We start from the raw sequence: 13,685 nt of genomic DNA on the forward strand, positions 1-13,685 counted from the left end.
CCGCCGATGTCGCGGGCCGCCGGATCAGCTGTCGCCGGCGCGGGAGCCCAGGGTCAGTTCCACCGTGTGGGACTTTCCGTCGCGCTCGTAGGTGATCATGACCTTGTCCCCCGGCTTGTGGGTCCAGATCTCGCCGATCAGGGTCGGGCCGCTGTCGATCACCCTGTCGTCGAGCTTGGTGATCACGTCGCCCGACTTGAGTCCTGCCTTGTCCGCCGGGCCGCCCGGCTCGACGGAGGCGGTTCCGGCCGCACCCTGGTCCGTGATCTTCGCCCCGCCGCTGCCTTCCTCCAGCGAGACCGAGGCGCCGATCTTGGCGTAGACCGGCTTGCCCGTCTTGATCAGCTGCTGGGCGACGTACTTCGCCTGGTTGATCGGGATCGCGAAGCCCAGGCCGATCGAACCGGACTGGCCGCTGCCGCCCAGGCCGCTGCTGCCCGTGGACTGGATCGCCGAGTTGATGCCGATGACCGCGCCCCGGGCGTCCAGCAGGGGACCGCCGGAGTTGCCCGGGTTGATGGAGGCGTCCGTCTGCAGGGCGCTCATGTAGGACGCCTTGCTGGAGGAGTTGCCGTCACTGGAGGCCACCGGGCGGTTCTTGGCGCTGATGATGCCCGTGGTCACCGTGTTCGACAGGCCGAAGGGGGCGCCGATCGCGATCGTCGAGTCGCCGACCGAGACCTTGTCGGAGTCGCCGAGCGGGAGCGGGTTGAGGTCCGACGGGGCGTTCTTCAGCTTGACCACGGCGACGTCGTAGCCCTGTGCGTGCCCGATGATCTCGGCGTCGTACTTCCTGCCGTTGGGGAAGGTCGCCGTGAGCTTGCCGCCGTCGACCGCGTCCGCGACCACGTGGTTGTTGGTGACGATGTGGCCCTGCTTGTCGAAGACGAAGCCCGTGCCGGTGCCGCCCTGGCCGTTGGTGCTCTCGGCCTCGATGGTCACCGTGCTCGGCAGGGCCTTGGCGGCCACCGCCGCGACCGATCCGTTGTCGTGCTTGACGTCGCCGCCGCTGGTGGCGGCGGAAACGGTCGTCGAGCCGGTGGAGTCGTCGTTCCTGGCCAGCTGGTAGCCGATGCCGCCGCCGACGCCGCCCGCCACCAGCGCGGCGGCGAGGACCGCGGCGACCAGGCCGCCACGGCCACCCTTCGGCTTCGGGGCCGGCTCCTGGTACGAGGCGCCCCAGGCACCGCCCGCACCACCGCCCCCGTAGGCGGGCGTGACCGGGGGAGGCGGCGGCCAGCCCGCCTGGGCGGCCGAGGGGGTACCGGGCTGCCCCGGAGGCACGGGCGGGAACTGTGTGGTCGGCGTGCCCTCCGGCAGGGCCGGGCCGGGCGCCGCCGCGGACGGCGTGTGCCCCTCGGGAGCCGCGCCCGGCGCGGAAGCGGGAGCGTCCACCGGCACGGGAGGTGCAGACGGGGCCGGGGGTACCGCAGTGCCCTCGTTCTCGGTGCTCACAGCTCTTCTCCTCGTTCCACGGCTGTTCCAATCGATCGCACTCGGCCGTATCCGCTCACCCTGCGAGGCGCCGGGCGCGTTTCAGCTGTGCAAGTCTGTTGTACGCCGTCAAGCTTTTCCCACGGGACGTCAGGGCACCATAAGCGGCGGCTGTGGGTCCGCCCCTTCCCTTTATATCGGACCTGTCCGAACAAAAATCTGCATTCCCGACACCTCGCCGATACCATCGCGCCGCCTCCCGATCCCACGCCTTCCCCCTGACGGTGGCACCATGACGCGGTGACCCACGCACGACAGCACCTGGTCCAGGTGGTCGCCCACCGCGGAGCCTCCGAAGAGGCCCCCGAGCACACCCTGGCCGCGTACAAGAAGGCGATCGAGGACGGCGCCGACGCCCTCGAGTGCGACGTCCGGCTGACCGCGGACGGACACCTCGTCTGTGTCCACGACCGACGCGTCAACCGTACGTCCAACGGCCGCGGCGCGGTCTCCGCACTGGAGCTCGCCGACCTCGCCGCCCTCGACTTCGGCTCCTGGAAGCGGAGCGACGAGGAGCCCGACTGGGAGCACCGCCCACAGGACCCCGAGGACACTTCCGTCCTCACCCTGGAGCGTCTGCTCGAACTCGTCGCCGACGCCGGGCGCCCCATCGACCTCGCGATCGAGACCAAGCACCCCACGCGCTGGGCGGGGCAGGTGGAGGAGCGGCTGCTGCTTCTGCTGAAGCGATTCGGCTTGGACGCCCCGGCGTCCCCGGCCGAGTCGACGGTGCGGGTCATGAGCTTCTCGGCGCGCTCGCTGCACCGCATCCGGTCCGCGTCCCCGAACCTGCCGACGGTCTATCTGCTCCAGTTCCTCTCGCCCCGGCTGCGGGACGGACGGCTGCCCGCGGGCGTCCGGATCGCGGGCCCCTCGATGCGGATCGTGCGCAGCCACCCCGCCTACATCCAGCGGCTGAAGCGCGTCGGCCACCAGGTTCATGTGTGGACCGTGAACGAGCCCGAGGACGTCGACCTCTGTCTCGAGCTGGGCGTGGACGCCATCATCACCAACCGCCCGCGCGCGGTGCTGCACCAGCTCGGCCGCTGAGCCCGCCCCGGCGCGCTGCCGCCCGCCACGAAATCCGTCGCCCGAAACTCCCCGTGGGTGGTGCGTGGCAGGTGGCACGCCGAGAGTTCCGTCACTGAGGCCGCCGCGGATCGCACTGCGGATTCCGCCGCATAAGGGGCGAAAACCAGCCATGCGATAACAGGGTGTGCACCGGCGCGTTCGCTCCGTGTTCGAGCGTGGACAATGCGTCAGCACAGGTGCACGGTCCGGTTTCCAGGTCATTCCCATGGGGCATTCACACCGTGGCGTGGGGCGAAGGAGGTCTCGGGGGTGGCGTTGGTGGTGGCACAGGAGGTGCCCACGTCGTCGAGCATGGCCGTACCCCATGGTCCTGCGGGCGTGGGGGAAGCAAGACATCGGATGCGTGATCAGTTGCGGACCGGTGGCGTGGCGGAATCGGTCATCGACGATGCCGTACTGATCCTTTCGGAACTGCTCAGCAATGCGTGTCGCCACGGCAGACCACTGGGCGACCGCTTGCAGGGGGACGGGGACGTGCGCGCCGCATGGCGTGTCGACGCCTCCGGGCGGCTCACGGTCGAGGTGACCGACGGCGGCGGCCCCACCCGTCCGGTCCCCGCGACCCCCTCGGTCACCGCGCACGGCGGCCGCGGACTGAACATCATCACGGCACTGGCCGAGGACTGGGGCGTCCGGGACGACGTCCACGGCGAGGTCACGGTGTGGGTCGTGGTCCAGGACGACGTCGGATCGGCACACCGGCGCGACGATTTCGCTACGCGTGTCACGTCACCGTCCGTGTCGCAGATACCCGGCCTGGACTTCGCGGACGCGTTCGACGACCTGGACCGACTGGACTGAGACGGTACCGGGGGCCGGGCCGGGCCGGTCGAGGGGCCGCGCGCCCACGGAGGCTCGCGACCCGGATCGGGACAGCCGGAGGACCGCCCCCCGGACACCCCGCCGACCGGAATCCGAACAGCCGGGGACCCCGCCACCCGGCGGCCGGCCGGGGCACGGGAGGGACGGCCGGCGACCGCCCGATCGGCGCCTTCCGACCTGGAACGGAGCACCGCTTCGAGGACGCCTCGGTGCGTTGTCCACAGGATCCCGTCGGGCGTCGTACGAACGGCTAGGCTCGCGCCCGTACGAAACGAGCCGTAACCGGGAGACACCCACGATGGCCAAGAAGCGACTCCAGACCAAGGCCGAGAGGCCGCAGCTCACGGATGCCGAGATCCCGGTCGTCGGCGCCCGTGAGCCCTGCCCCTGCGGCAGCGGCCGCCGCTACAAGGCCTGCCACGGCCGGGCCGCCGCGCACGCGGTGACCGAGCTGGTGCAGCGCCCGTTCGAGGGACTTCCGGGCGAGTGCGACTGGATCGCGCTGCGCGAGCTGGTGCCGGCGGCGACCGCCGAGCTGAAGCTCAGGGGCGACCTCCCCGAGGGCGTCCCCTCGGTCTCGCTCGTCACGGTCCTGCCGATGGCGTGGCCGGCTCTGCGCCGCGACGACGGCTCGGTCCTGCTCGGCCTGCAGAACGACACGGCGTCGGGCGACATCAGCCGCGACCTCGCGGACACCCTCCAGCGCGCTCTGTCCGCCCCGCCGGGCACGCCGGTGCAGGGCCGCCGCGCACCCGCCGACGGGCCGCGGCTGCAGGATCTGCTGGACCCCGAAGGCGCCTTCGAGCCGGTCGTGCACAGCGGCTTCGAGTTCTGGGTCCCGGACGCGGAGAACGCGACGCCGGAGGTGGCCGCCTCCCTGGAGCGGGCCAACGCCGCGGCCATCCCGACCGTGAAGCTCGAGGGCGTCGACGCCGCTTACTGGTGCGAGACGCCCGAGAAGAACCATCTGCGGTGGGTCATGCCGCATTCCGAGGAGCGGCTTCTGGACGCTCTCGCACGCCTGCACGCGGCCGGGCAGTCGAGCCTCGGCGAAGGCACGCGCCTGGTCGGCTCCTTCCGTGCCCACGGGCTCACGGTGCCGGTGTGGGACCTGCCGAGCGAGGTGAGCGCGGCGGACATCGAGAAGCCGGCGGCCGAGTTCGCCGAGCGCCTCGCGACCGCCCTGGCGGCGGACACACCGCTCACCGCGGACGAGCGCCGCGCACGCGGCGGGCTGACCAACCGGCAGGTGACGCTCAGCTGACCCACCGCCGCCACCTGACCGACCGTTCAGACGGTCCGGGGTGTCCCTGCGGGTGACTCCCGTCACAAGTTGCCGACGGGACAGCTAAATCCGTGTCCGAATAGCCGAGATCGAATTTGCGAACCGCCGATCTCTTGTTACCGTTCCAGTAGCCCGGTTGCTGGTGCATCCCCCGTCGCCAGCAACCGGGTCTTTCCATGTACACGTGCGCACATCCCGCCATGCGCGTACATCAACTGCCTTCAGCAGCAACCGAGTTACCGCTCGTTCGACTCACTGCCCGCTCGACTCGGGCCGTTCGCTCCCGGAGCGCAGCAGCAGCGGTCCGCCGCCGTCGCCCCGGGCGAACTCCGCGACCGCCGCATACGCCCCCGGGTCGCCCGTCACATGCTGCGGGGGCGTCTCGCAGGTCTCCGGATCGTCCGCGGCGGCGACCGTACAGCGCGTCTCGACGGTGCGTCCGTCGGGAGCCATCAGATTCAGGACGGAACTCAGACGCTCGCCACTGGCGTTGCGGTAGTACGTGCGAGCCCAGACGTCCCCTGCCCGCGTCAGCACACAGGTCTGGGCCTCGATGCCGTCGCCGGAGGACAGTGGCGATCCACAGCGGACGGCGGTGGCGAGCCCGGGGCCCCGCAGCAGCGGGGAACGCGCGGAGACCGAGCGCTTCGCGTCATCGTGCGCCGGTGGACGGACCGCGACGCGGCCCGCTTCGCGGACCTGTCCGGCAAAGGCCACGGTGAGCGGCAGGGCGGCCACGGCCGCGGCCACGGCCAGGAGCGCCAGCAGCCGGATCCCATGGGGGTCGGGCCGGCCGGGCCCCTGTGGCTCCTCCCCGGGACCGAGTCCGCGTCTCCCGTGTCCCCCACGACTCATCAGCATGAGGGCGAAGATATCCGCCGATCACGGGCGCCCGGTTCGGCCCGCGCCCGGCACCCCTACATCTCGGGGGCGCTCACACCCTTACGAGTGAGGGCCTCCACGACGGCGTCCACGACCGCCTCCACATCGGGGACCCAGGGCGAGGCGGAGCCGGGCAGCGGGGCGCGCTCCCAGCGGATCTGCCCATGGCCGGTCTCGGACGGGGGGAGGGCCAGATAGCCGCCCTCACCGTGGAAGCGCAGTGAGCCGGGGACGAAGTCCTGGGCGTAGAGCAGTTCGCCCAGTTGCTCCATGGAGTACGGCGCCACGAGGATCGCCCAGCGGTGCGATCCCGCCACGACCGGACCGAGACGCATGCCCTTCCGGCCGAGTGCGGCCAGGGCGCGCGAGGCCGCGAGGGCGGGCAGGCTCACCGCGCACGGCGCCCTGCCCCCGGTGGCCAGCACGATCGGTGCGGACGGCCGGTTGGTCCACCACCAGCGCACCATGCGCTCATCGGTGGTGGCCGCGAGCAGCCCCGGGTCGAAGGGGTGCGCGCCGGGCACCGTGCACTCCGGGTCGGGGCATCCGCAGCGGGCACGCCCCTGCGGGTCGGGTGCCACACCCGGGAGAACGGGCCACTGCCATGCGGTCGCGAAGGTGAGGGCCGCGCCGATCAGCTCAGGCTTTCCGTCCCTCCGCTTGGACAGGAGCCTGCGTCGCCTTCCGAGGATCTCGCGCATGAGCGCTCGTTCCTTTCCGTTGCACGCCTGGCAACACCGAGGATCACATCACACCATGTGTCGATCACTTCACTGTGCGTACCTACTGGCGCATCACACCCCTGTCGCGGACAGGGGGAACCCCTATGGGCCGAGCCTTGGCTGCGTCCGTCCATACTGCGCCCATCACCAGCATGGGCATGGCGTGGGGTGGCGGCGCCTGGCGATGTGCCGTCCGGCTCTTGCTCGCCGCCTCCGCCACGAGAGGATGGGGCTCGGTCGTCGGTGGTTAAGACGCCCGGGTCCGGCACCAGGTTCCGGGTGATCCCCAACCACCCCTGGCCTTCACCGAGTACGTACCCATCACGACCGCTGTGACGCTCCGTCGAACAAGGCCAGTCGACCGCAATGGGCCGATACCCGAGGCAGTTTTAAGCCAACTTTGCTTCCTTGCAAGTGAGTAAGGGCGCCTCACGGACACCAGGAATCCCAGCAGGACAATGCTGGACATCCCCTCACGAGTGCGTGTACATGTGGAGACACCGCTAGCGGCGCAGATTGACATGGGGGTTTGCGATGCTATCGAGCAATACGCACCGGTTCGAAAGCCGGACGCCATGAACGCCCCTCACCCTCCGAAAGTGGCCGGAATCGATTCAGCGGTTCCTCCGCCCGCACACACTGTCGCGCCGACGTCTGCCGCCACGGGTGCCCCTTCGGCCGTGCCCACCGCCCCCGTCGGCCCGGGAGCCCTCCTCCAGGACCGGCTCGCCGGCTGGGTCTCCGATCTGACGACCCTCCACGAGCTCACCGAGCGCCTCGCGCGCACGGACTCGCTCGCCGATGCGCTCCAGGAACTGCTGCGCGCCGGAGCCGCCCTCGTGGGCGCCCGGCGCGGTCTTGTCGTACTGGAGCCGCGCGACGGGCTCGGCCCCGACACCACGATCGGCCTCGGCCTGGCCCGCGCCGACCTCGGGCACATCGAGACCGTGCCGCGCAGCGCCCTGTCGTACGGCAGGATCCTCGACGGACTGCCGGGCGGCGAGCGCGAGATCGCTCAGCCGGATCTGTTCTCCGAGGACGGCCTCGACCCCCGCCACCGCGAGGTCGCCGCCCGGCTCGGCTACGCCGCCAGCTATGCCCTCCCCCTGGCCGGCGAGACGGCCGGCCGTCTCGGCGCCGCCGTGTGGCTCTACGACGAACCCGCCGAGCCGGTCGAGCGCCAGCGCCACCTGGTCGGCCTGTACGCCCGCTACGCGACCGAGCACCTGGCCCGGATGGTCGAGATCGAGCGCACGCGCGCGTGTCTGACGACGATGTCCGAGGAACTGCTGCCCACCCGGCTGCCCCGGGTCGCGGGCGTCCAGCTCGCCGCCCGGCGCCGCACGGGCCCGCGCGGGGGCGGCGACTGGTACGACGCGCTGCCGCTGCCCGACGCCGCACTCGGCCTCGCGGTCGGTTCCGTGACCGGGTCCGGTCCCGGCGCGGTCGCCGCCATGGGACGGCTGCGGGCCTCCCTGCGCGCCTACGCCGTGATGGAGGGCGAGGACCCGGTGGCGGTCCTCTCCGATCTGGAGCTGCTGCTGAGGCTCACCGAACCCGCCCGTTCCGCCACCGCACTGTTCGCTTACTGCGAGCCCGTGCTGCGCAGGCTGACACTCGCAGGCGCCGGGCACAGCCCGCCGCTGGTGATCGGCCCGCGGCGCACCGAGTTCGTCGAGACCTCGCTGTCGGCGCCCCTCGGCATGCTGGCCTGCTGGGAGGCGCCCAGCATCGAGCTGACCGCCGAGCCCGGCGAAACCGTACTGCTGTACACCGATGGACTGCTGCATCGCACCGGAGACTCCCTGGACCGCGCCTTCGCGCGGCTGCACGCGGCGGCCGCCGGGGTGCCGCGGCCGGTGCGCGCCGACCCGGGGGCGGTCGCCGACCACGTGCTGCGCACGGTGCTGCCCGACGGCCTGGACGAGGCGGACAGCACGGAGGACGTGGTACTGCTGGCGGCGCGGTTCGAGTAAGGGAACGGCTTCCTTCGGTAACAGGCGTTCCGGCCCTGGGCCCCCTTCAGTACGACCGTACGATGGTGGGGGCCCAGTGCCGTATCCAAGGAGGATGACCGTGGCGGACGAGCTCACTCCGGCGACCCCGGACGAGACCGAAGAGCCGATCAAGCAGCGCAAGAACGGCCTGTACCCGGGCGTTTCCGACGAGCTGGCCGAGAACATGAAATCCGGCTGGGCCGACACCGAGCTGCGCGACCTGCAGCCGATCGCCCAGGCCGCCGAGACCGCCGCCCGCCGCGCCGCCCTGTCCGCGCGCTTTCCGGGCGAGCGTCTGGTGGTCCCCGCGGGCAATCTGAAGACCCGCTCGAACGACACCGAGTACCCCTTCCGCGCCTCCGTCGAGTACGCCTACCTCACCGGCAACCAGACCGAGGACGGCGTTCTCGTCCTGGAGCCGGCCACCTCCGCGGACGGCAGGAGCGGCCACAAGGCGACGATCTACCTGCTGCCCCGCTCCAACCGCGAGAACGGCGAGTTCTGGCTCTCCGGGCAGGGCGAGCTGTGGGTCGGCCGCCGCCACTCGCTCGCCGAGGCCGAGCAGCTGTACGGCATCCCCGCCTCGGACGTGCGCGAGCTGCCCGAGAAGCTGAAGGAGGCCACCGGTCCGGTCCGGGTCGTCCGCGGCCACGACGCCGGTATCGAGGCCGCGCTGCACGACAAGGTCACCGCCGAGCGCGACGAGGAACTGCGTGTCTTCCTCTCGGAGGCCCGTCTGGTCAAGGACGACTTCGAGATCGGCGAGCTGCAGAAGGCCGTCGACTCGACCGTGCGCGGCTTCGAGGACGTCGTGAAGGTCCTCGACAAGGCGGAGGCCACCTCCGAGCGTTACATCGAGGGAACGTTCTTCCTGCGCGCCCGCGTGGAGGGCAACGACATCGGCTACGGCTCCATCTGCGCGGCGGGCCCGCACGCGTGCACGCTGCACTGGGTACGCAACGACGGCCCGGTCCGCTCCGGGGACCTGCTCCTGCTGGACGCGGGCGTGGAGACGCACACGTACTACACCGCGGACGTCACCCGCACGCTTCCGGTCAACGGCACCTACAGCGAGATCCAGAAGAAGATCTACGACGCCGTGTACGAGGCCCAGGAGGCCGGTATCGCGGCGGTGAAGCCGGGCGGCAAGTTCCGCGACTTCCACGACGCCGCCCAGCGGGTGCTGGCCGCGAAGCTGGTCGAGTGGGGCCTGGTCGAGGGCCCGGTGGAGCGCGTCCTGGAGCTGGGTCTGCAGCGCCGCTGGACCCTGCACGGCACGGGCCACATGCTCGGCATGGACGTCCACGACTGCGCCGCCGCGCGCACCGAGACGTACGTGGACGGCACGCTGGAGGCGGGCATGGTGCTCACGGTCGAGCCGGGCCTGTACTTCCAGGCGGACGACCTCACCGTCCCGGAGGAGTACCGCGGCATCGGCGTCCGCATCGAGGACGACATCCTGGTCACCCAGGACGGCAACCGGAACCTGTCGGAGGGCCTTCCGCGGCGTTCCGACGAGGTCGAGGCGTGGATGGCGTCCCTGAAGGGCTGATACGGCGGTGAAGGGCCGGGTGACCGTGGAGCGGTGTACCCGGCCCTTCGCATGAGCCGGTCGGGCCCCGGCTACACGACCGTCAGCGGGGAGCCCTTCTTCCACTTCAGGATCTTGTCGAAGCTCACCACCGCCCCGTCCCGTCCCGGCGTGTTGCCGATGTGGACGTGGTCGGCGAGTTCCTCGATTAGGCACAGGCCCCGGCCGTGCTCCGCGTCGGTGCAGCTCGGCAGGGTCACGGCACGGGATCTGCCGACGGGGAAGCCCGGGCCCGAGTCGGCGACTTCGATGCGGCACGTCTCGCCGTCGAGGTACGCCGTGACGCGGTACGCCTCCGACATGCCACCGAGTGCGCTGTCGCCGCCGTGCTCGACCGCGTTGGCACAGGCCTCGCTCAGGGCGACGGAGATGTCGTAGGAGATGTCCGGGTCGACGCCCGCGGTCTCCATCGTGCCCATCAGGAGCCGTCGGGCGAGCGGCACGCTCGCAGCCTCGCGCCGCAGTTGGAGTGACCACCAGATGCTCATGCTCCAGCCTCCTGGCTGCGGCTCGACATACCGTTACGTATTGCCGCGCGTACGCGACCGCAATCTCCCATGCGACGAGATCCCGCCCGTACGGCGGATGCGCGGAAGCCGGGAACGGTGTATGCACGCAGCTCGCATCGCCGGAGTGCGGTCTTCCGAAAGCGCCCCTCCGCATACCGCGCGAAAGCCGTCTTGCGGACCTGCCGCACCGGCGCCGAACGGCCAGTGCGATGATGAGGCCGCCATGAGTGCCCCCCACCAGCGCACACCACGCACCGGGTGCGAGCTGCGGATCCTGCGGGCCGCGGTGTTCGCCGCGGTCTGCGTCGTGCTGGCCGGGGCCGGGCACACACTCGCGTCCTGCGCCACGGTTCCGGTGTGGACGCTGGGCGCCGGCTTCCTCGGCGTGTTCGCCGTCACCGCCCTGCTCGCCGGGCGCGAGCGCTCACTGCTGGGCATCGCGGGCCTCCTCGCGGTGGGCCAGACCGTGCTGCACACCCTGTTCGGGCTCGGGCGGCATTCCGGTGCGGTGTCGATGGCGTCGATGACCTCGAACGCGACGGCGACTGCCGATGCCAGGCTCGTGGCACGGGCCGCGCACCTGCTGTGCGGCACCACCGCGGCGGCGATCTCCCCCGCCCAGGCCCAGAAGATCCTCGCCGACGCGCGGCTCGGCACGGGTACGGACATGGCCGCCATGCACCACCCCGCGGACGCGCTGTCGACCACGCCCGGTTCGTGGTGGTCGGTACTGCCGTCCGTGCCCATGCTGCTCGGCCACGTCCTCGCGGCCGTCGCCGCCGGGTGGCTGCTGCGCCACGGGGACAGGGCGCTGCTGCGGCTCATGAGCCTGTCGGCGCACGGAGTCGCCGAAGGGGCGCTCATACGATCCCTGCGCTCCTCGTTCGCCCTGGTGCGCGCCCTGCTGGCCGGGCTTCCCACGACTCCCGAAGCGGGTATCCGCGCCCCGCGCACCGCGTTCCTCACGGCGCCGAAGCCACGGACGACGGCGCTGCGGCATGCGGTGATCCGGCGCGGACCGCCCTCCCCCGCTCCCTGCGTCCTCGCAGCCTGACGCGACGCGCCGCTCCCCCTCGTCCTGTGCGGAGGGGCCGCCGTCGCGCGGCACGCGCGCGTGCCCGTGTGGTGCCACGACCGTGGCGTCCCCTGCGCACACGCGCCCTCTTCCTCAACGGACTCTCACTCGGAGTGGAGTGTTTCCCACGTCATGAAGGTCATCAAGGGTTCCCTGAAGCCGTCCCGTCTCGCCGTCACCGGTGCCGCCGCCGCGTCGGCCGTCCTGTTCCTGTCCGTCCCCGCGTTCGCGCATGTCACCGTGCAACCGGAGGGCGCGGCCGCCAAGGGCGGCTATGCGGTCGTGGACTTCAAGGTCCCGAACGAGCGCGACAACGCCTCGACGACCAGGCTCGAGGTCTCCTTCCCGGCCGACCACCCGCTCGCCTCGGTGATGCCGCAGCCCCTCGACGGCTGGAAGGTGCAGGTCACCAAGTCCAAGCTCGACAAGCCGCTCACGCTGCACGGCAAGCAGATCGACGAGGCCGTCACCAAGGTGACCTGGACCGCCACCGGCAAGGGCATCGAACCGGGCTACTTCCAGAAGTTCCCGCTCTCCGTCGGCCGGCTCCCCGAGAACACCGACCAGCTCGTCTTCAAGGCGCTCCAGACGTACTCCGACAACGAGGTCGTGCGCTGGATCGAGCCGCAGAAGGAGGGCCAGGAGGAGCCCGAGAACCCGGCCCCGGCGCTCCAGCTGACCGCCGCCGCCTCCGGCCACCACGGCTCCACGGCCGAGGACACCTCCGCCCGGTCGGCCGCCAAGGAGACCACGGCCGAGACCTCCACCGACTTCAGTGACACCACCGCCCGCGTCCTCGGCATCGTGGGCATCGTGGTCGGCGCGGCAGGCGTGGCGTACGGCGTTCTGGCCGGCCGCCGACGCGCCCCGCAGGCCTGAGGCCGGAATCGCCTTCGGACACGCGCCGGGGTCGTACGGCATCGCCGTGACGCGCCCCGCACGACCCCGGCGTCCATCGGAACCCCTAGATCTGGGACATTTCTCTATGCGCACGAAGAAGACGCTCGCCGCGGCCGCCCTCCTCGCCGCCGCCGCGCTCACCCTCTCCGCCTGCGGATCCGGCGCCGGCGGCGACAAGCCGGTCGCCGAGGTCTCGGCGGAGTCCGGCTCGGACAAGGCGGCCACCGTGCTCGACCCGCCGTTCGGGAAGCCGGACCTCGTCCTCACCGACACCCGCGGCAGGAAGTACGACCTGCGCGCGCAGACCAAGGGCAAGCCGACGCTGATCTACTTCGGCTACACCCACTGCCCCGACGTCTGCCCGCTGACCATGAACAACCTCGCCGTCGCCAAGAAGGAGACGGAGAAGAGCAAGGAGCTGACCCAGGCGCAGAAGGACTCGCTGCGGATCGTGTTCGTCACCACGGATCCGGAGCGTGACACCCCTGCCGCGCTCGGCAAGTGGCTCCAGGGCATCGATCCCGACGTCGTGGGCCTGACCGGCGACTTCTCCGCCATCCAGGCCGGCGCCCGCCGCCTCGGCATCGACGTCGAGGCACCGCGGAAGGAGAAGGACGGCAAGATCGTCTCCACCCACGGCAGCCAGGTCATCGCGTTCTCACCGAAGACCGACGGGGGTTATCTGCTCTACGGCCAGGACGCCACCGTCGACGACTACACCAAGGACCTCCCCAAGATCATCAAGGGGGACAACCCGTGAACCTCCATCTCGGCCGGGTCGCCGCGCTGACGGCGGCGGGTCTGGTGCTCGCGGGCTGCGGCGGCTCGGGTGGCTCGTCCTCGGCACGGCCCGAACTGAAGGTCACCGGCGCCTATATGCCCGCGCCCGTCACCGGCGACATGGCGGCCGGCTTCTTCACCGTCACCAACGCCGGTGGCGCCGACACCCTCACCTCCGTCACGAGCAACGCCGCCCGTGAGGTGACGCTGCACTCCACCAAGGACGGTGCGATGGAGGAGGAGAAGTCGTTTCCTGTGCCCGCGGACGGCACACTCGACTTCGCGAGCGGCGGCAACCACCTGATGTTCGAGAACCTCACCCGCAAGCCGAAGCAGGGCGACAAGGTGCCCGTGCAGCTGCACTTTGCCAAGTCCGGAACGGTCACGGTCGAGATGCCGGTGAAGTCGGCGACGTACTCCCCCAAGACCGGGCACTGAGAGAGGGAACACCGTGACGCAGGCCATCGCTCCCGACGCGCACGTCCGGAGAGACATCCGGGCGGCGCCGCCGCGCACGCGCCGTCTCCGGGCGCTCC

At 71.2% G+C, this 13,685-nt stretch carries 13 protein-coding genes; 9 read left to right on the top strand and 4 right to left on the bottom strand.

All coding sequences use genetic code 11. From position 1 onward, the window contains the following. Positions 1 to 24: 24 nt before the first annotated feature. Entirely contained in the window at positions 25 to 1,455 is a 1,431-nt protein-coding gene (locus LZ604_RS17630; RefSeq protein ID WP_234516188.1) for a S1C family serine protease, read from the bottom strand. A 279-nt stretch (positions 1,456 to 1,734) separates the two neighbouring features. Here LZ604_RS17630 and LZ604_RS17635 point away from each other — a divergent pair, with 279 nt between their 5' ends. The 3 genes from LZ604_RS17635 (at position 1,735) to LZ604_RS17645 (ending at position 4,672) form a co-directional block, all read left to right on the top strand. Further along, positions 1,735 to 2,544 (top strand): glycerophosphodiester phosphodiesterase, encoded by an 810-nt coding sequence (locus LZ604_RS17635; protein ID WP_234516190.1) that lies wholly within the window; start codon positions 1,735 to 1,737, stop codon positions 2,542 to 2,544. A gap of 204 nt (positions 2,545 to 2,748) precedes the next feature. Beyond that, a complete protein-coding gene (locus LZ604_RS17640) occupies positions 2,749 to 3,387 on the top strand; it encodes an ATP-binding protein (RefSeq protein ID WP_234516191.1) in 639 nt (212 codons plus the stop codon). A 319-nt stretch (positions 3,388 to 3,706) separates the two neighbouring features. Continuing rightward, on the top strand, positions 3,707 to 4,672 hold the full coding sequence (locus LZ604_RS17645) for a DUF5926 family protein (RefSeq protein WP_234516192.1): 966 nt from the start codon (positions 3,707 to 3,709) through the stop codon (positions 4,670 to 4,672). A gap of 273 nt (positions 4,673 to 4,945) precedes the next feature. Here LZ604_RS17645 and LZ604_RS17650 read toward each other — a convergent pair whose 3' ends face one another. Beyond that, entirely contained in the window at positions 4,946 to 5,554 is a 609-nt protein-coding gene (locus LZ604_RS17650) for a hypothetical protein (protein WP_234516193.1), read from the bottom strand. Positions 5,555 to 5,610: 56 nt separating this feature from the next. Further along, positions 5,611 to 6,276 (bottom strand): bifunctional DNA primase/polymerase, encoded by a 666-nt coding sequence (locus LZ604_RS17655; RefSeq protein WP_234516195.1) that lies wholly within the window; start codon positions 6,274 to 6,276, stop codon positions 5,611 to 5,613. A gap of 479 nt (positions 6,277 to 6,755) precedes the next feature. Between LZ604_RS17655 and LZ604_RS17660 the strand changes: the two genes are divergently transcribed. Together LZ604_RS17660 and LZ604_RS17665 are read left to right on the top strand one after the other, a co-directional pair. Further along, entirely contained in the window at positions 6,756 to 8,273 is a 1,518-nt protein-coding gene (locus LZ604_RS17660; protein ID WP_234516197.1) for a PP2C family protein-serine/threonine phosphatase, read from the top strand. Positions 8,274 to 8,367: 94 nt separating this feature from the next. Further along, entirely contained in the window at positions 8,368 to 9,846 is a 1,479-nt protein-coding gene (locus LZ604_RS17665; RefSeq protein ID WP_234516198.1) for an aminopeptidase P family protein, read from the top strand. A gap of 71 nt (positions 9,847 to 9,917) precedes the next feature. On the opposite strand, the gene LZ604_RS17670 is transcribed toward LZ604_RS17665, so the two are convergent. Then, positions 9,918 to 10,373, bottom strand: coding sequence for an ATP-binding protein (locus LZ604_RS17670; protein WP_234516199.1), 456 nt, complete (start codon positions 10,371 to 10,373; stop codon positions 9,918 to 9,920). A gap of 244 nt (positions 10,374 to 10,617) precedes the next feature. Here LZ604_RS17670 and LZ604_RS17675 point away from each other — a divergent pair, with 244 nt between their 5' ends. The 4 genes from LZ604_RS17675 to LZ604_RS17690 all read left to right on the top strand — a co-directional run bounded on the left by LZ604_RS17675 (position 10,618) and on the right by LZ604_RS17690 (position 13,587). Next, positions 10,618 to 11,448, top strand: coding sequence for a hypothetical protein (locus LZ604_RS17675; protein WP_234516201.1), 831 nt, complete (start codon positions 10,618 to 10,620; stop codon positions 11,446 to 11,448). A 153-nt stretch (positions 11,449 to 11,601) separates the two neighbouring features. After that, on the top strand, positions 11,602 to 12,348 hold the full coding sequence (locus LZ604_RS17680; RefSeq protein WP_234516202.1) for a YcnI family copper-binding membrane protein: 747 nt from the start codon (positions 11,602 to 11,604) through the stop codon (positions 12,346 to 12,348). A 106-nt stretch (positions 12,349 to 12,454) separates the two neighbouring features. Further along, complete coding sequence (locus LZ604_RS17685; RefSeq protein ID WP_234516203.1) at positions 12,455 to 13,129, top strand: SCO family protein; 675 nt, start codon at positions 12,455 to 12,457, stop codon at positions 13,127 to 13,129. After that, a complete protein-coding gene (locus LZ604_RS17690) occupies positions 13,126 to 13,587 on the top strand; it encodes a copper chaperone PCu(A)C (RefSeq protein WP_234516205.1) in 462 nt (153 codons plus the stop codon). Before LZ604_RS17685 ends, LZ604_RS17690 begins: the two co-directional genes overlap by 4 nt. Positions 13,588 to 13,685: the final 98 nt, after the last annotated feature.

Source organism: Streptomyces glomeratus (assembly GCF_021462825.1).
Taxonomy (GTDB): Bacteria; Actinomycetota; Actinomycetes; order Streptomycetales; family Streptomycetaceae; genus Streptomyces; species Streptomyces glomeratus.

What these genes read in the sequence shown, in the direction of transcription:
- LZ604_RS17675 (WP_234516201.1), top strand. Translation starts at nt 10,618, where the DNA reads ATGAGTGCCCCCCACCAGCGCACACCACGCACCGGGTGCGAGCTGCGG.
- LZ604_RS17650 (WP_234516193.1), bottom strand. Translation starts at nt 5,554, where the DNA reads ATGCTGATGAGTCGTGGGGGACACGGGAGACGCGGACTCGGTCCCGGG.
- LZ604_RS17660 (WP_234516197.1), top strand. Translation starts at nt 6,756, where the DNA reads ATGCTGGACATCCCCTCACGAGTGCGTGTACATGTGGAGACACCGCTA.
- LZ604_RS17665 (WP_234516198.1), top strand. Translation starts at nt 8,368, where the DNA reads ATGACCGTGGCGGACGAGCTCACTCCGGCGACCCCGGACGAGACCGAA.
- LZ604_RS17680 (WP_234516202.1), top strand. Translation starts at nt 11,602, where the DNA reads ATGAAGGTCATCAAGGGTTCCCTGAAGCCGTCCCGTCTCGCCGTCACC.
- LZ604_RS17640 (WP_234516191.1), top strand. Translation starts at nt 2,749, where the DNA reads ATGCGTCAGCACAGGTGCACGGTCCGGTTTCCAGGTCATTCCCATGGG.
- LZ604_RS17670 (WP_234516199.1), bottom strand. Translation starts at nt 10,373, where the DNA reads ATGAGCATCTGGTGGTCACTCCAACTGCGGCGCGAGGCTGCGAGCGTG.
- LZ604_RS17685 (WP_234516203.1), top strand. Translation starts at nt 12,455, where the DNA reads ATGCGCACGAAGAAGACGCTCGCCGCGGCCGCCCTCCTCGCCGCCGCC.
- LZ604_RS17645 (WP_234516192.1), top strand. Translation starts at nt 3,707, where the DNA reads ATGGCCAAGAAGCGACTCCAGACCAAGGCCGAGAGGCCGCAGCTCACG.
- LZ604_RS17655 (WP_234516195.1), bottom strand. Translation starts at nt 6,276, where the DNA reads ATGCGCGAGATCCTCGGAAGGCGACGCAGGCTCCTGTCCAAGCGGAGG.